Annotated in this window: 19 protein-coding genes; 12 read left to right on the top strand and 7 right to left on the bottom strand. The window is 63.6% G+C overall.

Going from position 1 to position 21,257, the window contains the following annotated elements:
* Positions 1-372 precede the first annotated feature (372 nt).
* From V1278_RS21105 to V1278_RS21095, 3 genes are all read right to left on the bottom strand, one after another.
* Positions 373-1,473, bottom strand: a complete 1,101-nt coding sequence (locus V1278_RS21105; protein ID WP_334382090.1) for a hypothetical protein — start codon at positions 1,471-1,473, stop codon at positions 373-375.
* A 313-nt stretch (positions 1,474-1,786) separates the two neighbouring features.
* On the bottom strand, positions 1,787-3,121 hold the full coding sequence (locus tag V1278_RS21100) for a S41 family peptidase (protein ID WP_334362907.1): 1,335 nt from the start codon (positions 3,119-3,121) through the stop codon (positions 1,787-1,789).
* Positions 3,122-3,318: 197 nt separating this feature from the next.
* Positions 3,319-3,624 (bottom strand): hypothetical protein, encoded by a 306-nt coding sequence (locus tag V1278_RS21095; protein WP_334362908.1) that lies wholly within the window; start codon positions 3,622-3,624, stop codon positions 3,319-3,321.
* Positions 3,625-3,767: 143 nt separating this feature from the next.
* On the opposite strand from V1278_RS21095, the gene V1278_RS21090 reads away from it, so the two are divergent.
* The 5 genes from V1278_RS21090 to V1278_RS21070 all read left to right on the top strand — a co-directional run bounded on the left by V1278_RS21090 (position 3,768) and on the right by V1278_RS21070 (position 7,495).
* The gene (locus V1278_RS21090; RefSeq protein WP_334382089.1) at positions 3,768-4,394 is read left to right on the top strand and encodes an HAD-IA family hydrolase; all 627 of its coding nucleotides are present in this window, start codon (positions 3,768-3,770) and stop codon (positions 4,392-4,394) included.
* A 13-nt stretch (positions 4,395-4,407) separates the two neighbouring features.
* The gene (locus V1278_RS21085) at positions 4,408-5,619 is read left to right on the top strand and encodes a molybdopterin molybdotransferase MoeA (protein WP_334382088.1); all 1,212 of its coding nucleotides are present in this window, start codon (positions 4,408-4,410) and stop codon (positions 5,617-5,619) included.
* 208 nt (positions 5,620-5,827) lie between these two features.
* Entirely contained in the window at positions 5,828-6,529 is a 702-nt protein-coding gene (lexA, locus tag V1278_RS21080) for a transcriptional repressor LexA (protein ID WP_057843135.1), read from the top strand.
* 228 nt (positions 6,530-6,757) lie between these two features.
* Complete coding sequence (locus tag V1278_RS21075) at positions 6,758-7,180, top strand: hypothetical protein (protein ID WP_334362915.1); 423 nt, start codon at positions 6,758-6,760, stop codon at positions 7,178-7,180.
* A gap of 45 nt (positions 7,181-7,225) precedes the next feature.
* Positions 7,226-7,495, top strand: a complete 270-nt coding sequence (locus tag V1278_RS21070; RefSeq protein ID WP_442893751.1) for a hypothetical protein — start codon at positions 7,226-7,228, stop codon at positions 7,493-7,495.
* Between the two features lie 7 nt (positions 7,496-7,502).
* On the opposite strand, the gene V1278_RS21065 is transcribed toward V1278_RS21070, so the two are convergent.
* Entirely contained in the window at positions 7,503-9,800 is a 2,298-nt protein-coding gene (locus V1278_RS21065) for a ComEC/Rec2 family competence protein (protein WP_334382087.1), read from the bottom strand.
* Positions 9,801-9,873: 73 nt separating this feature from the next.
* Between V1278_RS21065 and V1278_RS21060 the strand changes: the two genes are divergently transcribed.
* The 5 genes from V1278_RS21060 (at position 9,874) to V1278_RS21040 (ending at position 14,798) form a co-directional block, all read left to right on the top strand.
* Complete coding sequence (locus V1278_RS21060) at positions 9,874-10,170, top strand: hypothetical protein (RefSeq protein ID WP_334382086.1); 297 nt, start codon at positions 9,874-9,876, stop codon at positions 10,168-10,170.
* A gap of 293 nt (positions 10,171-10,463) precedes the next feature.
* Positions 10,464-10,646 (top strand): hypothetical protein, encoded by a 183-nt coding sequence (locus V1278_RS21055; protein WP_065729174.1) that lies wholly within the window; start codon positions 10,464-10,466, stop codon positions 10,644-10,646.
* A gap of 115 nt (positions 10,647-10,761) precedes the next feature.
* Positions 10,762-12,192 (top strand): type I glutamate--ammonia ligase, encoded by a 1,431-nt coding sequence (gene glnA / locus V1278_RS21050; RefSeq protein ID WP_334362917.1) that lies wholly within the window; start codon positions 10,762-10,764, stop codon positions 12,190-12,192.
* Positions 12,193-12,443: 251 nt separating this feature from the next.
* A complete protein-coding gene (locus V1278_RS21045) occupies positions 12,444-13,589 on the top strand; it encodes a fructose-1,6-bisphosphatase (protein WP_334382085.1) in 1,146 nt (381 codons plus the stop codon).
* Between the two features lie 21 nt (positions 13,590-13,610).
* Positions 13,611-14,798, top strand: a complete 1,188-nt coding sequence (locus V1278_RS21040) for a 6-phosphofructokinase (protein WP_334382084.1) — start codon at positions 13,611-13,613, stop codon at positions 14,796-14,798.
* 10 nt (positions 14,799-14,808) lie between these two features.
* On the opposite strand, the gene V1278_RS21035 is transcribed toward V1278_RS21040, so the two are convergent.
* Both V1278_RS21035 and V1278_RS21030 read right to left on the bottom strand, forming a co-directional pair.
* Positions 14,809-15,201, bottom strand: coding sequence for a YybH family protein (locus V1278_RS21035; protein WP_334382083.1), 393 nt, complete (start codon positions 15,199-15,201; stop codon positions 14,809-14,811).
* A gap of 7 nt (positions 15,202-15,208) precedes the next feature.
* Complete coding sequence (locus V1278_RS21030; protein ID WP_334382082.1) at positions 15,209-16,891, bottom strand: glutamine--tRNA ligase/YqeY domain fusion protein; 1,683 nt, start codon at positions 16,889-16,891, stop codon at positions 15,209-15,211.
* Between the two features lie 140 nt (positions 16,892-17,031).
* Between V1278_RS21030 and gltX the strand changes: the two genes are divergently transcribed.
* Together gltX and gltA are read left to right on the top strand one after the other, a co-directional pair.
* On the top strand, positions 17,032-18,456 hold the full coding sequence (gene gltX, locus V1278_RS21025) for a glutamate--tRNA ligase (RefSeq protein ID WP_334382081.1): 1,425 nt from the start codon (positions 17,032-17,034) through the stop codon (positions 18,454-18,456).
* Between the two features lie 160 nt (positions 18,457-18,616).
* Entirely contained in the window at positions 18,617-19,921 is a 1,305-nt protein-coding gene (gene gltA / locus V1278_RS21020; RefSeq protein ID WP_334362925.1) for a citrate synthase, read from the top strand.
* A gap of 155 nt (positions 19,922-20,076) precedes the next feature.
* On the opposite strand, the gene lpxB is transcribed toward gltA, so the two are convergent.
* Positions 20,077-21,240, bottom strand: coding sequence for a lipid-A-disaccharide synthase (lpxB, locus tag V1278_RS21015; protein ID WP_334384225.1), 1,164 nt, complete (start codon positions 21,238-21,240; stop codon positions 20,077-20,079).
* Between the last annotated feature and the right edge of the window lie 17 nt (positions 21,241-21,257).

Genomic DNA, 21,257 nt, shown 5'->3' with positions numbered 1-21,257 from the left:
TGAGCCCAATCTCTTGCTACCGTTCGACCGGTAACGGGTGAAATCACCTGTCCATTCGAATTGTAGGTCACAAAGTACGTGTCGCCTGTTACAGCATTTGAATATCCGACCCTAACCGCTGATTGCGGATTAGCGCCAGGAGTAATTACTGGTGAACCAGGGGGCGGGACTACAAATCCGACCTCCAGATTACCTCTGAATTACGGTGACAGTGCTGGACTGCCCCCGGAATGAGACACGATAATTTCTGTGACAGGCTCATTTCGAGGATGACCTGTGGCAGCATGTAACCTGCGTGAGCGCTGCGATATGCAGGGATGAACCAAACCCGGACGGCGGCTTCGCTCATCCGGGCTTCGATTGCCACGGCGACTAGAGCCGCGCCTTCAGCGACAGCGGTACCCGAAACGTCCTGAAGCCTTCGATATCGGGAAACCCCTCTGCTGCTTCGCGCGAAGCCAGCGTCAGCACCGCTGCGGGGACTTCGCCGCTGATCAGCCGGTCGATCGCCCCTCGCTGTCCTTCGCTGAACTGGACTTCCGCGGCGCCCGCCGCCATGAACGCGGCGCTGACACGTCCGCTCGATGCGGATTGCTTCTCCTCGATCGCAATGCTCTTGTTGTTCAGGTCGGATAGCGAATTGATCTCCGGACGTGCCAGCACAAGCGCCACCAGATCCGGGTCGTCTGGCGCTGCGGATGCCGCTTTGTCGGTATCGCTCACGTCGGCGGGCGCTGTTTCCGGATTGTCGGATTTGTTGGCCGCTTCCCGCCCTGTCCCGATCGCCGTGACGAGATCGGCCAATCCCGTCGCTTCCACAAGCTGCTGCTGGATGGTTCGAGAGGCCGGAGCGGGAGCAACGCCGGCCGAGGAAGGCAACGCAGTCGCCTCGGGCGCGGCAGGCGTCGCGGCGATCTCAAGCGTGGCCGGCGGCGGCAGGGCGACCTCGGATTTGACCTCCGGAGTCTCCGCAGGCTGCGACGCAGCGACGGCGGCTGCCTGACTGGGCTCGGGGCTACCAGGGATTTCCAATTTGCGCTCCGGCGGCTGCCCACCCGCGACGGCCTTTTCGCGAGCCACTGGCGCCGTGGCCGCCGGAATGTTCTTCCTGGCTGCTGCGAGCGCGGGAGCGGCGGCCTTCTTGGCGGTTGGCGGCCTCGTATTGGAGGCCGCCTTGCTGCCGCGCGGCGCAGCGCGGGAAACGGGTGCGCCCTGCCTCGCTACGCGTGCGGGACTGGCGTGTTCTGGTCTTGCGGTTTCGGCCTCAGCCGGCACCACGACATCAGTCTCGCGAACCGCGCGGTGCCGGGCAGACAAGGCCTGATCAGACCAGGCCATGTAGGACTGGCACGCGCGGTTGCATGGCAGCCCGTCGATATAAACGATGTCGGGAGAATCCAGCGGATTGGCCTGCAGGGCTCCACTCGAACCAAGGGACAAGATCAGGGCCGGCAAAATCCATCTTCTCGACATGACTGCTCCGTTCGAACGCGCGTGGTGTTCGACGCGAGCTACGAATGGATGGAGATGAGGTTTCAAAACGATCTTGTTTTGTGGATCGCTACGCGCGCCTTGACGATGCGTTTTCGCTACCCGCCGTGGGCAGCAGCAAGTAGCCCGCATGAGCGGAGCGACATGCGGGAAACAACCCCGGATATCGCGGAGCCTGTCATCACTCCGCGAGCGCCCTTGCGCTCGTCGCTGGCCGCGCATTCGCGCGACCCGTTGGCTCATCCGGGCTACAAGGCTCGCAAGCGGAAGCCGGCTTCGCGACCGGCGTGAGGGCTCAGTTCGGCACCGCACGCTTCGCGGCCGTGACCGCATTTGCATTCACGGTGCCGCCGCGCAGCAGGCTGAACGCGGCGTTGAGCGCCTTGTCGTCCTTGTCGTTCGGCGGGACGTAGGCTTGCGAGCCGGTCTGCTCGGCGCCGTCGGCGGAGAGGTGGCCGCGCATCGAGGCTTCGCCCTTGAGTTCGGCGCGGCCCTTCATTTCATCCGGCACGTCCTGCAGCACCTCGACATCGGGCGCGATGCCCTGGGCCTGGATCGAGCGGCCCGACGGCGTGAAGTAGCGCGCCGTGGTCAGCGCCAGCGCGCCGTTGCCCTGCCCGAGCGGAATGATGGTCTGCACCGAGCCCTTGCCGAAGGTGCGCGTGCCGATCAGCGTGGCGCGCTTGTGGTCGCGCAAGGCTCCCGCCACGATCTCGGACGCCGAAGCCGAGCCGCCGTTGATCAGCACGACCAGCGGCTTGCCCTTGGTGATGTCGCCGCCGCGCGCGGTGAAGCGCTGGGTTTCCTCCGAAGTGCGGCCGCGCGTCGAGACCACCTCGCCCCGGTTCATGAAGGTGCTCGACACCGACACCGCCTGGTCGAGCAAGCCGCCGGGATTGTTGCGGAGGTCGACGATATAGCCCGCGAGTTTTTCCGACGGAATTTCCTTCGAGATGCTGGCGATCGCCTTCTTCAAGCCGTCGGTGGTCTGCTCGTTGAAACGGGTGATCCTGATGTAACCGATGTCGCCGCCGTCGGTCTTGAAACGGACCGGCCGCACCCGGATGATCTCGCGCACGATGGCAACGTCGATCGGCGCGGCGGCCCCCTTGCGCACGACCTTGAGGCGGATCTTGCTGTTGGCGGGGCCCTTCATCCGGCCCACCGCCTGTTCGAGGGTCATGCCCTGGATGACCTCGTCGTCGATTTGGGTGATCACGTCGCCTGACAGCATGCCGGCCTTGGCCGCGGGCGTATCGTCGATTGGCGTGACCACCTTGACGAGGCCGTCTTCCATCGTCACCTCGATGCCGAGCCCACCGAATTCGCCATGGGTGGTCTCCTGCATGTCGCTCCAGCCCTTCTCATTCATGTAGCGCGAATGAGGATCGAGCGCGGAGATCATGCCGTTGATGGCGCCTTCCATCAGCTTGGAATCGTCCGGCTTCTCGACGTAGCTGGTCTTGATGCGCTCGAACACGTTGCCGAACAGATTGAGCTGGGCGTAGGCGTCGGAACGGGCCGCGGCCTTTGCCGCCGCCACCAAATGCGCGCCTTGAGGTCCGATCACGAGAGCGGTCAGACACGCGCCCGTCACCGTGCCGAGAAGAAAGGCAAAATTCCTGCGCATCGTGGGGCGTCCCTCTATCTCTACGGACGCCCACCATCCCTGTGAATCGGCGCCCCTGTCCCGGCCCCGCCAACTCACAATGGCTTTTTGGTCGGATCAAGGCACGCCGACCGGGGGCAATACTGTCGCTTTCAGATTTTGAATGAAATCATCACGTTAGATGGAGAGTTCGTCATGCCCGGGCTTGCCGGCGTCTGCTACTTTGCGGCGCCTTCGGCGGATTTGGCCTTTGACTTCGCTGCCGGCGCCTTGGCCGCCGCTTTCGGCGGTGCGCTGTCGCCGCGCATCGTCCCCCAAGGGTCCGAATTCTTCTGCTGCTCGGGGATGTTGCCGAGCGACCTCCGGTAGGCCCGCTCGGCCTCCTTTTCCGCCGCTTTTTCCGAGGGCGTCTTGTCCTTCTCGGTCTCGCCGTATGCGGGAGGACGGGCTTGTTGGCCCCAGGCGGGGCCGGCCAATAATGCGATCACGGCGACGGCGCCCAGGATTCTGCCAACGGTTTGCATGCGACTACTCCCTGAAAATTGGCCCCAAGAAACTGGCCCAAAGCCTTAGCACAGCCTGCGTACGGGCTTAAGCGCCGGATTGGGCTGCGACGCAAATCGCCGTGGCCGTTGCCGAGGCCGGTCCGGTTTTGTAAACGACTGCCATGAATTCGCCGCCAGCGCCCCATTCCGTCGATGCCTTGCTGTTCGACCTCGGCCGTGTCGTGCTCGACATCAGTTTCGATCAGGTAATGACGTGCTGGGCAGGGCATGCCGGCTGCGCGCCTGCCGACCTCGCCGGACGCTTTGTGATGGACGACAGTTTCAAGCACCACGAGACCGGTCGGATCGACGATGCGGCGTTCTTTGCGAGCCTGCGCCGGTCGCTCGGCATCGGCATCACCGACGCGCAGTTCCTGGAAGGCTGGAACGCGATCTTCACCGGCGAAATGCCCGGAATCTCGCCGCTCCTGGCGCGTGCCGCAGAACGCCTGCCGCTCTATGCTTTTTCCAACACCAATCCGGCCCATGTCACGCATTTTTCGCAGGCCTATGCGGATGTGCTCGGCCATTTCCGTCAGATATACCTGTCCTCCAGCATCGGTTTGCGCAAACCCGACGCCGAAGCCTATGATCATGTGGTAAAAGCGATCGGCGTGCCGGCGTCGCGGATCCTGTTCTTCGACGACTCGGCTGCCAATATCGAAGGTGCGCGGGCGCGCGGCCTTTCTGCCATCCACGTGACATCGACGGATGACGTGGCGAGGGCACTGACCGCACTTGGAATTTGAGGGAGGTCTGCCCGTGGCGTTGATGCCGGTTGCCGATGCATTGTCTGCCATCCTCGCGGGCGCCGATCCCCTGCCCGAAGAAATGGTGGCGCTCGATGAGGCGTATCACCGCATTCTCGCACGCGACGTCGCCGCGCGGCGGACGCAACCGCCGCAAGCGATGTCGGCGATGGACGGCTATGCGGTGCGCGCAGCTGACGCCGCCGATGTCAGCGCGCGGCTAAAGGTGATCGGCGAGGTCGCCGCCGGCCGCCCGTTCGAGCGGAAGGTCGGCCCGGGGGAAGCGGTGCGGATCTTTACCGGCGGCGTGATTCCCGATGGCGCCGACGCTGTCATCATCCAGGAAGACACTGGCGTCGAGGGCGATCATATCACCATCACGGAAGCTGCCGTTCCGGGGCGGCATATCCGCGCCGCGGGCGTTGATTTCCGCGAAGGCGACGTCCTCCTCAAACGCGGGCGCCGCCTCACCGACCGCGACCTCTCGCTCGCCGCCGGCATGAACTACCCGGAGCTTGCGGTGCACCGCCGCCCGAAAGTTGCGATGCTGGCGACCGGCGACGAGCTGGTGATGCCGGGCGCAAGCCCCAGCCCCGGCCAGATCGTCTATTCCAACGGCTACGGCTTGCGGGCACTGGCGCGGGCCGAAGGGGCAGAAATCATCGACCTCGGGATCGCCGCCGACACCGTCGCCGCGACCACGGACGGCATCCGCCGTGCCCGCAAGGCCGACGCGGACATCCTGATCACCCTGGGCGGCGCGTCGGTCGGCGACCACGACCTCGTCAAGCGGTCGCTGGAAGCCGAGGGCGTCGCCATCGCATTCTGGCGGATCGCGATGCGGCCGGGCAAGCCGATGATGCACGGCAGGCTGGGCGCGATGCGGGTGATCGGCCTGCCAGGCAATCCCGTCTCCTCGTATGTCTGCGGCTTCCTGTTCCTGGTGCCGCTGATTCGCGCCTTATCGGGCCGCGATACCATCCATCACCGGCGCGAAAGCGCGCTGCTCGGCCGCGACCTCGCCGCCAATGATCAGCGCGAAGACTATCTTCGCGCCCGCCTCGAAGCGCGCGACGACGGCACGCTGGTTGCCGTGCCGGTGAACCATCAGGACTCGTCGCTATCGGGGAATCTCGCTGCGGCACGTGCACTTGTGATACGTCCGCCGTTCGCGCCGGCTGCCGCAAAGGGATCGCGTTGCGAGCTGCTCCGGCTGCCGGAATGACGCCTGAACGGTGTTCCCCCAGCACCTTGGGCCGGAACCGCAATGCGTTCACCTGAAATTAAGTGGTTGCGGAACACATATCGAACATATAGTGTCCGTTCATGATTTGTTTCGACTGCTAGTGTCTTAGATCGGGAGTTTGGGGACTCCACGATCCGGGCCCTGAAGATTCGGAACGAGACGACGCCAACCCGGGGGATTGCTCGCGATGCTTACGCGCAAACAGTATGAACTTCTGCGTTTCATCAATGAACGGCTGAAAGAGGCCGGCGTGCCGCCCTCCTTCGACGAGATGAAGGACGCGCTCGATCTGCGTTCGAAATCCGGAATCCACCGCCTCATCACCGCACTGGAGGAGCGTGGCTTCATCCGTCGCCTGCCCAACCGCGCCCGCGCCATCGAAGTCATCAAGCTGCCCGAGCTCGCAGCCGCCGCCAACAGCCGCCGCGGCTTCACGCCGAGCGTGATCGAGGGTACGCTCGGCAAACGCACAGTGAGCGCGCCGGCCGCCGAGGACGACGGCAATCGCCCGGTGGCCGTGCCTGTCATGGGCCGGATTGCCGCCGGTACGCCGATCGAGGCGCTGCAGACCCGCAGCCACACCATCAGCGTACCGCCGGACATGCTCGGCTCCGGCGAACATTACGCGCTCGAAGTGCGCGGCGATTCCATGGTGGACGCGGGCATTCTCGACGGCGACATGGCGCTGATCCAACGCAACGAGACCGCCGACACCGGCGACATCGTCGTGGCGCTGATCGACGAGGAGGAAGCCACGCTGAAGCGCTTCCGCCGCCGCGGCGCCTCGATCGCGCTCGAGCCCGCCAACACCGCCTATGAAGTCCGCATCCTGCCGCCGAACCGGGTCCGGATTCAGGGCAAGCTGATCGGGCTCTACCGCAAATACTGACCCGTTATGCCGTCCGGGCCGTGACGGAAAAGAGCCTCGGCCCGCGGCCGGGGTTTTTTGTTGCGCGTTTGGAACCAACGCCCGTTAGCGCGTTTGTGAATGTGGCGCAGTGCGCCAGTCGCAGAATTGCCCAGAAACGAGAAAAGGCTCTGCGCCATGTCCACTCTGATAGAGGCCTGTGCCTCCTTCTAGACACGGGTCAGCTATCTCAAACGAGGGAGCCATCCGATGTGTGACTATAGCCTGCATGCTGTGGCTACGCGGCCTGCCGAGGTCGGCGAGACGCTGATCACCACGACATTCCGCGGTACATCGACCCGCGGCTTTGCGTCGGAACGCGAGCCTGCAGTGGCGGTCTGCATGCTTCCCGGCACCGAACTGGCGTTCGCTGAGGACGTCAAATACGACAACCGGTGGATCTGGACTCGAACCACCGACTGGCGGGTCGGCAAGTTCAATCAAATCGACCCCCATATCTCCGACCGTCACCATGACGCGATCGAATTTCCCGACGGAAGCCATGTGCTGGTGACGCAGCTTTGCGAAGGCCAGCGCGCGACCGTGCTGCAATTGCCGGTGGTCCAGACCGGTGGCGAACGCGCGCCGAAGGTGACGGAAGCGCGTCCGGCCGAATCGATCGTGACCGGATAAACGCCCACGCGCATATGATCCGCCGGCCCAGGCCGGCGGATCAGGGTGGTACATTTTTCAGAGCTCGGCACCGCAGGGGGGCAGTCGGTGGTCAACAAGGTAACGTGGCAAAAAGCCGGGCGCGTCACTGAGCCCGGGCGGTACATGTTCAGGTACGGCTGGCTCACCATCACGGCCGAGGATCTCGCAATCTGGCAGCAATTTCCCGACGCATCGTTCACGCTGGTCGCTCTGCCGTCGGCGCCCGACGCGCCCGAGGAATTCCATCTCGGCGCGTTCGAAATTCCAGCCAAACCCACAGTCGACGAGCACTGACGCCCGTCTACTCCTCCGCCTGAAGGTCTGCCTCGGCCGGCGTGGCATCGACGCTGCGCGGTGGCACGACGCGCGGCGCCAGCACGGTGGTGTCGGCCTCACTCTCGTCGGCTATGGCCGGCGACCAAGGCCGGTCGATCCCCCTCGGCTTGACCGCCTCGACGGCAAATCCCTCGCGGCCACGCCGCAACGCCATCGCGCCCTGGCGCCGGAGCCGTTCGGCGCCGATGACGGAAGCACCGCATGCCGCCGGGGCCTGCCGCAGCGTCACAATGATTGCCGCGCGCTCGCAATCGTCCGAAAACGCCTCGGGCCTGAGCGCCTGTGCGATCAGGCCGCCGCCGACGGCTTGCACCACGCAGCCAAGATCGTCGCATGAGACGCCTGACGTGAGCGAGGCGTCAGCCGCCGTTCGTGCGTCCGCATCCGCCGCCAGCCACTCCTTCAAGAGGAAGACGTCTCGAGACCCCTTGGCCGCGTGCATCAAATGCAGCCGGCCATCCTGGCCGCGCACCCCGACATTGCGCCCGTCGGCGGAAATCAGGATATCCGGCTGCGGCGCCCTCGCCGCCCACAGCGCCGCTGATAGTACCAGCGCCGCTCCCGACCAGCGCAGCGGCGTGCGCAACAGGCCGAGCAGGATGATGCCGAGGCTCGCCGCAATCAGCGGTCCGATGCCGAAGGCCGGCACCCGGCCGACCGCGCCGGGTAACGCCGCGACCCATTGCGTCACCGCAATCATCCAGTCGATGCCGAGGCCCATGGCCGCCCAGAACAGTCGATCGAAGCCGAACGGCATCGCGACGAGGCCAAGCAGGCCCGCCGGCATCACCAGCGCGGAGACCACCGGCATCGCCGCGAGGTTGGCCAGCACGCCGTAAGGCGTGACCCGGTGAAAGTGAAAGGCGGCGTAAGGCATGGTCGCAAGCCCCGCCACCAACGAGGCCAGCAACAGCATGGTGACTTCGCGGCCGCCCCACAGCGCCACGCGCGCCGTTGCGGTATGATCCGCCGTCGCGAACAGGCGCGGCATGCCGATCTGCACCAGCGCCACCAGCCCCAGGGTCGCCGCAAACGACATCTGGAAACTCGGATGTACCAGCGCTTCCGGCGCGACCGAGAGCACGATCAGGGCGGCGACCGCGAGCGTGCGAAACGTAATCGCGCGGCGATCGACCATGACCGCGATCAGCACCACGGCCGTCATGAAGAACGATCTTTGCGTCGCGACCTCGGCGCCCGACAGCAGCAGATAGAACGCGGCGGCAACGAGGGCTGCCGCCGCCGACCACTTCTTTATGGGCTGGCCGACCGTGAGCACAGGGAACAGCGCCAACAGCGCCCGCACCGCAAAGAACACGACGCCGGCGACGACGGCCATGTGATAGCCGGAGATCGACAGCACATGGCCGAGACCGGAGATGAACATCGCATCGTTCACCGGCGGTGAGATCGCATCGCGCCGCCCGGTCAACAGGGCGGTCGCAATCGCGCGCTTGTCGCCTTCCAGCGTGGTCCTGATCCGCGCATCGATCGTATCGCGCAGGCCTTGCATCACAGCCGAATAGCGCAGGCGGAGCCCGCCGCCCGCGGCTGGCGGCTCGGTGGTCTTGATCGCGCCCATCACGAAGCCGGAGGCCCCGATGCCGGCGAAAAACATGTCGCGGCTGAAATCGTAGCTACCCGGCCGCACCGGCGAAAGCGGCGGCAACAGCCGCGCCTTCAGCTCGACGAAGCTCCCAACTGGCGGCGCCGTGCCCTTCCTTACCGACAGCCGCACCCGCTCCAGCTTCGTCGTTCCGCGCGCGCTTTCCATGGTGACGACGCGAAGGACAAAACGGTCGGTGCGCTCGCGGATGTCGCGAGTCTCGACAAAACCCGTCAGCGACACCGAAAACATCGGCCGCGCCAGCACGCCATGCGCGATCCGCGCGGTCTTCCAGGTCGCGACCGCAAAGCCCGCGGCGACGGCCGCGATCATCACCGCGGCGGGAAAGAATTTCTGCCGCCGCAACAGCACCGCCACCGCGCACAGCGCGATTGCCACAATGGTAGCCACTGACAGCGCCGGCTCATGATCGGCGGCGAAGTAAAAGGCAATGCCGGTGCCGAATGCAACGGGTACCCACGGCAGCAGGCGGCCCGCGCCGGCTTCGGCGCGTGCCCATGTACGCAAGGTCTCGATCAGTGGCGGCCAGAACGCGGGACGCGATGGCAAAATGCCGCCGACCAGCGCCGCAGCGCGCGGCGGCCAGGTGCCGGCATAGCCCCGTTTTCGGCCCGACGTGTCGCCCTGCTCCGCCACCGAGCCTACACCTTACGATCTCGTGAAGACCGCAAGACTACCGGACGCTGTATTTGGGCCGCTAGCGGAACGAATGCAGAAACTTGAGGAAATGCACGCCGGCCGGCGTTACAATCGCGTTATGAGACTTGCGGCCTGCCTCCTATTTGCTTTGGCGACGTCGGCATCCGCTGTCGCAGCGGCTGAACAATGCCGCTTCATCGAAGCAAGAGCAGAGCGCGAAGCGTGCTATCAGCGCCAGGACGTTGCGCGGGCCGCCCGGCAAAAGGCTAATGAGGACCGGCAGGCACAGCAAAAGCCGTATGAGCCGATGGCCCAGGAGGATGCTCAGCTCGCCAAATCCCTGCGCAGTATTTGCCGGGGCTGCTAGGCCGATCCTGAGGCGCCGCGGGTGCGAGGCCATCACGCTTAACGCAGCGCCCGTCGCGATCGACCGCTACTCAAGACGTAACCGTCCGGCCTGCGTTGTGTTGCCGCTGCTCTTCCCCCGGAGCCACCATCCAATCCGGGCAGCTCACCGGCAGGAACGCGCTCTTGAAAGCACTCTTGCAAGTGCGCCGCGGCAGGATGCACACTGTGTGCGCGGGATCAGGTGTCAACGTCTACGGTTCTCAGCTCGACTGGAATTCCCGGTCGCGCTCAGAATGAGAGGAGCATGACGCCATGCGAGAAACCGAAATCCACGACTATGCGCGGCAATTACTGGAAGCTCATGGCGCCAAGGCCATTGCGGAAGCTGCCCAGAATGCCATCGAACTTGAGGCAAAAGGCGAGGTCGAGCTGGCCAGAACCTGGCGGCATATCGAAGACGCGATGAAGATGATGCGTGGTCCCCACCAAAGCTGAGATTGCCGGCGCGGCAACGCAGAACGTGGGCCAGGAGCCGTCGCAAGTCGCTTCGCCACGGCTGAATGGCATCGCAACGTCCAAGATGCGGCTCTCCGTTACAGGAGTTGAAGCCATGTTTCCGAAGTGTGCGACAGCCGAAGATCTCGTGAAGGCGATCAAAGACGAGAAGGTGCAGATGATCGATCTGCGGTTTACCGACTTGCCCGGGGTGTGGCAGCATTTTTCCGTCCCACCGGGTGCAGCGAGTATCGATGCTCTCAGCGAAGGCATTGGGTTCGACGGCTCGTCCATCCGCGGCTTTCAGGAAATTCAGGAAAGCGACATGCTGGTCGTGCCGGATCCGGCCACGGCCTTTCTCGACCCGTATTCCCCTGTGTCCACCCTGGTCCTGATCTGCAACATCAGGGATCCCGTGACCGGTCAACCCTATAGCCGTGACGCCCGTTACATCGCCCAGAAGGCCGAAACGAACCTGAAGGGTACCGGCCTCGCCGATACGAGTTACTTCGGCCCGGAGGCGGAGTTCTTTGTGTTCGACGAGGTGCGCTACGGGCAGGGCATCAATCATGCCTTCCACGAAATCGATTCCAGTGAAGGCAGCTGGAATACCGGCGCGGAGGAAGAGCCGAATCTGGGCCACAAGCCGCGCCCCAAGGAAGGATATTTTCCCGTTCCGCCGACCGATAGCATGCAGGCTCTCCGCACCGAAATGGTGCTGACAATGGAGCAGCTGGGCATCCAGATCGAGGCCCATCACCATGAAGTCGCGACCGGCGGCCAGAACGAGATCGACATGCGTTTCACTACGCTCACCCGCATGGCGGACAATCTGATGATCTACAAATACGTGGTGAAGAACACCGCCCGCGAGCACGGCAAGACCGCGACGTTCATGCCGAAGCCGCTGTTCGAGGACAACGCCTCGGGAATGCACGTTCACCAGTCCCTGTGGAAGGGCGAGACCAATCTGTTCTACGACAAGGGCGACTATGCCGAATTGAGCCAGCTCGGCCGCTACTACATCGGCGGCCTGTTGACCCACGCCTGGGCGTTGTGTGCGCTTTGCGCCCCCACCACGAATTCTTATCGGCGTCTGGTGCCCGGCTATGAGGCTCCGATCAATCTGGTCTATTCCCAGCGCAATCGCTCAGCCTGCTGCCGGATTCCGATGTATTCGCCGAACCCGCGGGCAAAGCGGGTTGAATTTCGCTCGCCGGATCCCTCCTGCAATCCCTATCTGGCCTTTGCCGCGATGCTGATGGCCGGTCTCGACGGCATCATCAGCCGGATCGATCCAGGCAGCCCGATCGACAAGAACCTTTATGACCTGCCGCCCGCCGAGGCGAAGAACGTGAGGTCGACACCAGGGTCGCTGGATCAGGCGCTTGACGCGCTCGATCGCGATCACGCCTTTCTGCTCCGTAACGACGTGTTCACCGAGGACGTGATCGAGACTTGGCTCGACTACAAGCGGAAGAAAGAGGTCGATCCAATCCGGCTGCGCCCTCATCCATATGAGTTCCATTTGTATTACGACATTTAGGATGTGAACTCATCCGCAGGCATGCGCGGATTTCGGCTTCAGTGGGTCTGGAAAACCGCCAAAATGGACTCGTGCCGCGCAACAATTGCCATTGCTACTCGCTCAGCTCGCGGCGAGCCGAGGCGCCGTGACTTCGGGTGGAACCTATTGCAACGTGACACGTTCTCTCCGCCCAATGAGCAGCGCCGTTGCCCCGGCGCAGCGAGCGCCGAGGCGGAGGCGTTGCGTTGCACCGGTCGGAGGGAACGCTCATGAGACTTACCCTTTCCGTCATCAAGGCTGACATAGGCTCCGTCGGCGGCCACACGAAACCGTCCACACGCATGATGGCGGCTGTCGAGGGCGAGGTCGCGAAGGCGATCTGCGATGGCCTGCTGATCGACGGTTTCGTCTGCCACACCGGCGACGACATTGCGATCATCATGACGCACACACGAGGCGAAGGGAGCTCCGAGGTCCATCAACTTGCCTGGAAGGCGTTCCTCGCGGCCACCTCGGTCGCGAAAACCTCCGGGCTTTATGGTGCCGGCCAGGATCTTCTCGTCGACGCACCGTCCGGAAACGTCCGCGGCGCCGGCCCGGGCGTCGCCGAGCTCAGCTTCGACCACAGCCTCTCGGGCACGAGACCTGCGGAGTCCTTCATGGTGTTCGCCGCCGACAAATGCGGCCCCGGCGCCTACAACCTGCCGCTCTACCTCGCCTTTGCCGATCCCATGTATTGCGCCGGGCTGATGCTGCCCCCAATGATTAAGGGATTCCGTTTCCATGTCATCGACATGGACAACACGGCCGGCGACAGCGTGATCGAACTCGACGCGCCCGCGGACGGTTACCACATTGCCGCGCTGCTCCGCGACAACGAGCGCTTTGGCATTGATCGCATCGTTTCCCGGACCCATGGCGAGGTCGCCGTCGCCGTTTCGGCGCAGCGTCTTCACGCGATCGCAGGCAAGTACACCGGCAAGGACGATCCGGTCGCGATCGTCAGGAACCAGGGGATTTTCCCGGCACCTGAAGAAATCGTCTCGCCGTTCGCGAAGGCGCACTTCGTAGGCGGCGATGCGCGCGGCTCGCACGTGATGCCGCTCATGCCGGTGCCAATTAACACACCGGTGACAGGCATGTACTGCCTCCCGATCGTTTCCTGCGCCGGCTTTTCGATCGACAAGGATGGCCGCTTCTCCGAGTCCTATACCGATTTCTTCGACAATCCGGCGTGGGACGAGGTCCGCCGGCGCGCCCAGCGCAAGGCAATCGAGATGCGCAACCAGGGTTGGTCCGGTGCCGCGATGCTGCCCTATTCCGAGCTGGAGTATGGTGGCTTCCGCGACACCGTGTCCTCACTGCTGAAGCGCTTTCAGGTGCGCAAGGAGCGCAAGCCGGAAGCGGCCGAGTAAGGGATCGCCTGCGAGGTGGGTATGGCAAAAAGGCGTATCGGCATTCTCACGGGCGGCGGCGACGTTCCCGGCCTCAACGCTGTTATCAAGAGCGTGACCTATCGCGGCAGCGAGAACGACATCGAGGTCGTCGGCCTCCGCCGTGGTTGGGAGGCCCTCACGCACGTAAACCTCGAGGACCCGGCCAGCAGGTCCCACTACATCATCCCGCTGAACCGTGACAACACGCGCACCATAGACCGGAGCGGCGGCACCATGCTGCACTCGAGCCGCACCAATCCGTCCAAGATGAAGAAGCTGCCGGATCATCTCGTCGGCAAGGACTTTCCAGCCTCGCTCAGCACGAAGGGCGGCATCGCAACCAAGACGTGGGACGTTACTACCCAGGTGCTGGCTAACCTCTCTGGGCTTGGCATCGAGCACCTGATCGCCATCGGCGGCGACGACACGCTGAGTTACGCAGCCAAGCTCAACGAACTCGGTGTCAAGATCATCGCCATTCCGAAGACCATGGACAACGACGTCCGCAACACCGAGTACTGCATCGGCTTCTCGACCGCGATCACCCGCGCCAGCGACGCCATCCAGCGGCAGCGCACCACGGTCGGTTCGCACGAGCGAATCGGCATCTTCCGCGTCTTTGGCCGCGATGCCGGATTTACAGCGCTCTATACCGCGTACGCCACCTCGATCCGGTGCGTCATACCGGAGTACAAGTTCGATCTCGACAAGCTGATCCGGTTGCTCGTCGAGGAGAAGCGCGCCAACCCAAGCAACTACGCGCTGGTCGTGCTCAGCGAAGGCGCCGCGTGGGAGGGCTACGAGGTGCCGGAATACGGTGAACCTGATGCCTACGGTCATCGCAAGAAGGCGAGCGTGGCGGAATCGTTCGCCGACGAGATCAAGCGACGCGTCGGCGAGGAGACAATCACCTCCGACCTCACCTACGACCTGCGATCAGGCAATCCGGACTTCATGGACAAGCTCGTGGCCCTGACTTTCGGTAACATGGCCTACGATGCCATCCTGGAAGGCAAGACCGGCCGCATGTCGGCGCTGGTGGAGGGGCGCTACGACCTCGTGCCCATCCCTGACGCCAAGCTCGGGCCGCGCAAATTGGACGTCGCCAGCACGTACAATACGGAGCGCTACCGCCCCATCTACGGCAATAAGCGAGGGCTGCCGATCTTTCTCACCCGCGCGTCATAGGGTGGCAGGCCTACGGCTCGATCAGCGGGGTCTTGGACGAGACATGATGGCTGACGATCTTCCAGTCGCCGTCCTCGCGAAGGATCACCCAGGTGATTTTGACCGACAGCGGCGAGGCCTCTTCGCCGAGATCGAAATTCGCGATTCCGGCGAAATTGATCAGATCGGAGCTGACCTGCGCGATCATCACATCCGTGAACTGCACCGTTGGCGCACGCCAGCGTGGAAGCGCATTGAAATAGGCTACAACGCCTTCACTGCCGCGATAGAGCGTGGGGTTCGATCCGTAAAAGAGCGCGTGTCGCGAATAAAGCGCAGCAAGCGCGTCTGCGTCGAGCTTGCGGAACGCCGCCGACCATTTCTCGATGATGGTGGATACCGCGTCGTCGGCCGCGCTTTGCACCGTCGCCTCACCCCTTCCCGCCAAGTTCCTTGGCAAAGGTGTCGCGCAGCCCAATGGTGCGGTTGAACACCGGCTTGCCCGGCGCGGAATCCTTGTCGCGCACGAAATAGCCCTGCCGTTCGAACTGCATCACCTCGCCGGAGTTGTCTGATGCGACCAACGGCTCGACCCGCGCCCCAGGCAGCACTTCTAGCGATTCTGGACTGAGGTCGGCGGCGAAATTCGCGGCACTCGGGCTCGGGTTCGAGAAGAGCTGATTGTAGACGCGCACTTCCGCCGGTACCGAATCCTTGGCCGATAGCCAGTGCATGGTGGCCTTTACCTTGCGGCCGTCAGGGGCGTTGCCGCCCTTGGTCGCGGGATCGTAGGTGCAGCGCAGTTCGATCACTTCGCCCGCGTCGTTCTTGATGACGCCGGTGCATTTCACAAAGTAGGCGTAGCGCAGCCGCACCTCGTTGCCCGGCGACAGGCGGAAGAATTTTTTGGGCGGGTTCTCCATGAAATCATCGCGCTCGATATAGAGCTCGCGGCCGAACGAGATTTTGCGCGTGCCCGCGGCCGGATCGTCGGGATGGTTGACGGCCTCGAGTTCCTCCGTCTGCCCTTCCGGATAATTCTCGATGACGACTTTCAGCGGCCGCAGTACCGCCATCCGCCGCTGCGCCGTCTTGTTGAGGTGCTCGCGAATGCAGAATTCCAGCATGCCGACATCGACCACGCTGTTGGCTTTCGCCACCCCGATGCGCTTGACGAATTCGCGCACCGCGGCCGGCGGCACGCCGCGCCGTTTCAATCCCGCGATCGTCGGCATGCGCGGATCGTCCCAGCCGGAGACGTGGCCGTCGCGCACGAGCTGCGTCAGCACGCGCTTCGACAAGAGCGTGTAAGTCAGATTGAGGCGGGCGAATTCGTACTGCCGCGGCTTTGACGGCACCGGCAGCTTGTCCAGCAGCCACTCATAGAGCGGCCGGTGGTCCTCGAATTCCAGCGTGCAGATCGAATGCGTGATGCCTTCGATGGCGTCCGACTGGCCGTGAGCGTAGTCGTAGCTCGGATAGATCGACCATTTGGTGCCGGTGCGCGGATGCTCGGCATGGAGGATGCGGTAGAGCACGGGGTCGCGCAGGTTGATGTTGCCGGCCGCCATGTCGATCTTGGCCCGCAGCACGCGGCTGCCGTTCGGAAACTCGCCGGCCTTCATGCGTCGGAAGAGGTCGAGGTTTTCCTCCATCGTGCGACCACGGAACGGCGAGTTCTTGCCGGGTTCCGTCAGCGTGCCGCGGTTGGTACGGATTTCCTCCTGCGACTGGTCATCGACATAGGCGTCGCCCGCCTTGATCAGGCCCTCCGCCCAGTCATACAGACGATCGAAATAGTCGGAGGCGTAATAGAGGTCGGTTCCCCAGTCGTAGCCGAGCCAATGCACGTCGGCCTGGATGGAATCGATGTATTCCTGCTCTTCCTTGGTCGGGTTGGTGTCGTCGAAGCGCAGATGACACTTGCCTCCGAACTCCTGCGCGATGCCAAAATTGAGGGCAATCGACTTGGCATGGCCGATATGCAGATAGCCGTTCGGCTCCGGCGGAAATCGGGTCACGATCCGGCTGTGCTTTTTGGAAGAGAGATCGGCCTGGACGATGTCGCGGATGAAATCGCGCCCCGCCTCTGCCGTTACCGGTTCTGTGGTCATCCTGAGTTCCTGTTAGGGATTGGCGAACCTTCTGCCAAATTCGCCCCTGTGAGCCAAGCCCACTTTGCCACCGGCCCGGGCTTTAGTTATGCACCGTTCCTGCTATACACCACCGCCGTTCACCGCTCACGCGCTTGGTAATGACTGATTCCGTCGTCACACGCTTCGCCCCTTCGCCCACCGGCTTCCTCCATATCGGAGGCGCCCGGACCGCGCTGTTCAACTGGCTCTATGCCAAGAAGCGCGGCGGCAAGATGCTGCTGCGGATCGAGGACACCGACCGCGAGCGCTCCACGGAAGCCGCCATCGCCGCGATCCTTGACGGGCTGAAATGGCTCGAGCTCGATTGGGACGACGACGTCATCTACCAGTACAGCCGCGCCGCAAGGCATCGCGAGGTCGCCGAGTCCCTGCTCGCCAGTGGCAATGCCTATCGTTGCTATGCCACTGCAGAGGAGCTGACCGCGATGCGCGAGAAGGCGCGCGCGGAGGGCCGCACCCGCCTCTATGACGGGATGTGGCGGGATCGTGATCCGGGAGAAGCGCCTGCCGGCATGAAGCCGACCATTCGCCTGAAGGCCCCGCAGACCGGCGAGACCGTGATCGAGGATCAGGTGCAGGGCCGCGTGGTCTGGCAGAACGAAAACCTCGACGACCTCGTGCTGCTGCGTGGCGACGGCAATCCGACCTACATGCTGGCTGTCGTGGTCGACGACCACGACATGGGCGTGACCCATGTCATCCGCGGCGATGATCATCTGATCAACGCCGCGCGCCAGAAACAGATCTATGATGCGCTTGGATGGGACATCCCGAACATGTCCCATATCCCGCTGATCCACGGGCCCGATGGTTCAAAACTGTCGAAGCGCCATGGCGCGCTTGGTGTCGATGCCTACCGCGCCATGGGATATCTGCCGGCGGCGCTGCGCAATTACCTGGTCCGGCTCGGCTGGAGCCATGGCGACCAGGAGATTTTCTCGACGCAGGAAATGATCGACGCGTTCGACCTGCCCGCGATCGGGCGGTCTGCTGCACGCTTCGATTTCGCCAAGCTGGAAAACCTCAACGGCCACTACATCCGCCACGCCGATGACGGCGCGCTGGTGGCCCAGTTCGAGAGCGTCTTGGACTATGTCCCCGACGGCGCCGAGCTGAAGGCAAAACTCAACGACACCACCCGCGCACAATTGCTGCGGGCGATGCCGAGCTTGAAAGAACGCGCCAAGACCTTGATCGAGCTGATCTCGGGCGCCTACTTCATCTTTGCCGACCGTCCGCTCCAGATCGAGCCGAAGGCCCTGGCTCTGCTGACGCCGGAAACCCGGGCGCTGATCGGCCAACTTCGCATCGCGCTGGAAACCGTGACCGACTGGCGCGCCGAGACCACCGAATCCGCCATGCGGAATTTCGCGGAGCAGAACAACCTCAAGCTCGGCGCCGTCGCCCAGCCACTTCGGGTGGCGCTGACCGGACGGACGACTTCGCCCGGCATTTTCGACGTTTTGGCGGTCCTGGGGCGGGAGGAATGCCTGGCCCGTCTGGGCGATCAAGCGGTCGGCTGAGCCCCTACCATATGGGGGGCTGCGGCCATCTTGCAGTGCACAGGGCAATAAGCTACGCCTTTGGCGCCGCTTCTAGACAGTCCGGCCTCTCTTGCTACTGCCTTACGAATGGCACCAAGGTCGGCCCGGTTTTTCGTAACGATTTCATCGGGGATTCACGATGGACGCAAAATCCAGCAACAAGACTGCAACGCTCACCGTAGGTAATAAGACCTACGATTTCCCGATCCTCAGCGGCACGGTGGGGCCAGATGTCATCGACATCGCCAAGCTCTACGCCCAGGCCGGGATGTTCACCTACGACCCCGGCTTCACCTCCACCGGAAGCTGCCAGTCGAAGATCACCTATATCGACGGCGACGCCGGCGTGCTGGAATACCGCGGCTACCCAATCGAGCAACTCGCCGAACAGGGCGACTTCCTCGAGACCTGCTATCTGCTGCTCTACGGGGAACTTCCGACCAAGTCCCAGAAGCAGGATTTCGACTACCGCGTAATCCATCACACCATGGTTCACGAGCAGATGGCCCGCTTCTTCCAGGGTTTTCGCCGTGACGCCCATCCCATGGCGATCATGGTCGCCGCCGTCGGCGCGCTGGCCGCATTCTATCATGATAGCACCGACATCAACGATCCGCGGCAGCGCATGATCGCTTCGATGCGCATGATTGCGAAGGTCCCGACGCTGGCCGCGATGGCCTACAAATACACCGTCGGCCAGCCCTTCATGTATCCGAAGAACTCGCTCTCCTTTGCCGAAAACTTCCTGCACATGTGCTTCGCGGTGCCTTGCGAGGAATACAAGATCAATCCGGTGCTGGCTGACGCGCTCGACAAGATCTTCATCCTGCACGCCGACCACGAGCAGAACGCCTCGACCTCGACGGTGCGTATCGCCGGCTCCTCCGGCGCCAATCCGTTCGCCTGCATCGCCGCCGGCATCGCCTGCCTGTGGGGTCCGGCGCATGGCGGCGCCAACGAGGCCGCGCTCGCGATGCTCGCGGAGATCGGCACGGTCGACAAGATTCCGGAATTCATCGCGAAGGTGAAGGACAAGAACAGCGAAGTCCGCCTGATGGGCTTTGGCCACCGTGTCTACAAGAACTACGACCCGCGCGCCAAAATCATGCAGAAGATGTGTCACGCCGTGCTGGCCGAGACCGGCCACGGCGACGATCCGATGCTGAACGTCGCGATGGAATTGGAAAGGATCGCGTTGAGCGATCAGTACTTCATCGACCGCAAGCTCTATCCGAACGTCGACTTCTATTCAGGCATCACGCTGAAGGCCATGGGCTTCCCGACCTCGATGTTCACCGTGCTGTTCGCGGTCGCCCGCACCGTCGGCTGGATCAGCCAGTGGAGCGAGATGATCGAGGATCCGCAGCAGAAGATCGGCCGTCCGCGCCAGCTCTATACCGGCGTCGCCCGCCGCGACTACGTGGCGATGGACAAGCGGAAGTAACCGACGTCGCGTACACGACAGCTCGGAAAGCCGGATGCGATCACCGCGTCCGGCTTCTCTGCTTTTTCGTAGGATGAGTGGAGCGGAAGCGATACCCATCGCCAGTGTATGCCGCGATTGATGGGTATCGCTTCCGCTGCACCCATCCTACAATCCTACCCCCGCCGCGCCTGCCACATCGTCGCCAGCACGACGTCGGCTGCGCGCACGCTGGGCGGCTGGTTGCCGCTCGACATGATGCCGTCGATCTTGCCGAAAGCCTCCAGTTGCCTTCGACGCAGGTCGCTGTCGCTCAACACATCACGCAGCGCTGCTGCGAGCTTTTCCGGAGTACAGTCTTCCTGCAGGAGTTCGGGAATGACGTTCTCGCCGATCACGAGATTGGCCAAGATCACCGAGTTCACCTTGATCGCGCGCCGCAAGATCCAGGCTTCCATGGCGCCGACCCGGTAGCCCGTCACCATCGGCACACCGGCCAGTGCCAGTTCGAGCGTCACCGTACCGGATTTGGCCAGCGCCGCATGGGCGATCCGAAAGGCCGCCCGTTTGTCCTGCTCGCCGATTACGACCTGGGGCTGGACCGGCCAGCCCTTCACCGCATCGACGACCGCTTCCTGCAGATGCGGCATGGTGGGCAGCACCAGTTCGAACGGCGTGCCCTGCTCCTGCAGCAGTCCCACCGCCTGGCCGAACACCGCCATGTGGTGGCGGATTTCGTTGCGCCGGCTTCCCGGCAGCACCAGCAGCACCGGCGGCGATTCCGCCCGCCGTCTAGCCTCATCGGCGTTCGGGCGCAGCGATGACAACTGCTCGGTCAGGGGATGGCCGACATAAGTGCAAGGCGGCCCGTGCAGCCTGCGATAGGCCTCCGGCTCGAACGGCAACAGCGTCAGCACGTGATCGACGTATTTGCGCATCGCGCGCGCCCGGCCTGGCCGCCACGCCCATACCGAGGGTGACACATAATCGACGATCGGAATCTTGGGATCCTTGGCGCGCACGCGCCTGGCGACGCGATGGGTAAAGTCGGGGCTGTCGATGATGATGAGAATATCGGGCGATGCCTCCGTCACCACGATGGCCGTTTCCTTGATGAGCCCGAGGATCTTCGGCAATTCCTTGACGACTGCGGCCAGCCCGATGATCGAGAGTTCTTCAATCGGAAACAGCGACTCCAGGCCTTCGCGCGCCATTGCGCGGCCGCCGACGCCCTCGAACTGTACCGCATCACCAAGGCGCTGGCGCAGCACCTTCATCAAGCTGGCGCCGAGGCGATCGCCGGATTCTTCCGTCGCGATCAGAAATATCCTCCGCTCCATCCCGGCGGTCGCGCGAG

Origin of the sequence: Bradyrhizobium sp. AZCC 1577, from assembly GCF_036924575.1 — a bacterium.
Lineage (GTDB): Bacteria > Pseudomonadota > Alphaproteobacteria > Rhizobiales > Xanthobacteraceae > Bradyrhizobium.
The sequence above is the reverse complement of the archived record's forward strand: the minus strand, read 5'-3'. Positions and strand labels throughout refer to the sequence as shown.

Coding starts and splice junctions, on each gene's coding strand:
- V1278_RS21105 (WP_334382090.1), bottom strand. CDS start 1,473: ATGTCGAGAAGATGGATTTTGCCGGCCCTGATCTTGTCCCTTGGTTCG.
- V1278_RS21100 (WP_334362907.1), bottom strand. CDS start 3,121: ATGCGCAGGAATTTTGCCTTTCTTCTCGGCACGGTGACGGGCGCGTGT.
- V1278_RS21095 (WP_334362908.1), bottom strand. CDS start 3,624: ATGCAAACCGTTGGCAGAATCCTGGGCGCCGTCGCCGTGATCGCATTA.
- V1278_RS21090 (WP_334382089.1), top strand. CDS start 3,768: ATGAATTCGCCGCCAGCGCCCCATTCCGTCGATGCCTTGCTGTTCGAC.
- lexA (WP_057843135.1), top strand. CDS start 5,828: ATGCTTACGCGCAAACAGTATGAACTTCTGCGTTTCATCAATGAACGG.
- V1278_RS21075 (WP_334362915.1), top strand. CDS start 6,758: ATGTGTGACTATAGCCTGCATGCTGTGGCTACGCGGCCTGCCGAGGTC.
- V1278_RS21060 (WP_334382086.1), top strand. CDS start 9,874: ATGCAGAAACTTGAGGAAATGCACGCCGGCCGGCGTTACAATCGCGTT.
- V1278_RS21055 (WP_065729174.1), top strand. CDS start 10,464: ATGCGAGAAACCGAAATCCACGACTATGCGCGGCAATTACTGGAAGCT.
- glnA (WP_334362917.1), top strand. CDS start 10,762: ATGTTTCCGAAGTGTGCGACAGCCGAAGATCTCGTGAAGGCGATCAAA.
- V1278_RS21045 (WP_334382085.1), top strand. CDS start 12,444: ATGAGACTTACCCTTTCCGTCATCAAGGCTGACATAGGCTCCGTCGGC.
- V1278_RS21040 (WP_334382084.1), top strand. CDS start 13,611: ATGGCAAAAAGGCGTATCGGCATTCTCACGGGCGGCGGCGACGTTCCC.
- V1278_RS21030 (WP_334382082.1), bottom strand. CDS start 16,891: ATGACCACAGAACCGGTAACGGCAGAGGCGGGGCGCGATTTCATCCGC.
- gltX (WP_334382081.1), top strand. CDS start 17,032: ATGACTGATTCCGTCGTCACACGCTTCGCCCCTTCGCCCACCGGCTTC.
- gltA (WP_334362925.1), top strand. CDS start 18,617: ATGGACGCAAAATCCAGCAACAAGACTGCAACGCTCACCGTAGGTAAT.
- lpxB (WP_334384225.1), bottom strand. CDS start 21,240: ATGGAGCGGAGGATATTTCTGATCGCGACGGAAGAATCCGGCGATCGC.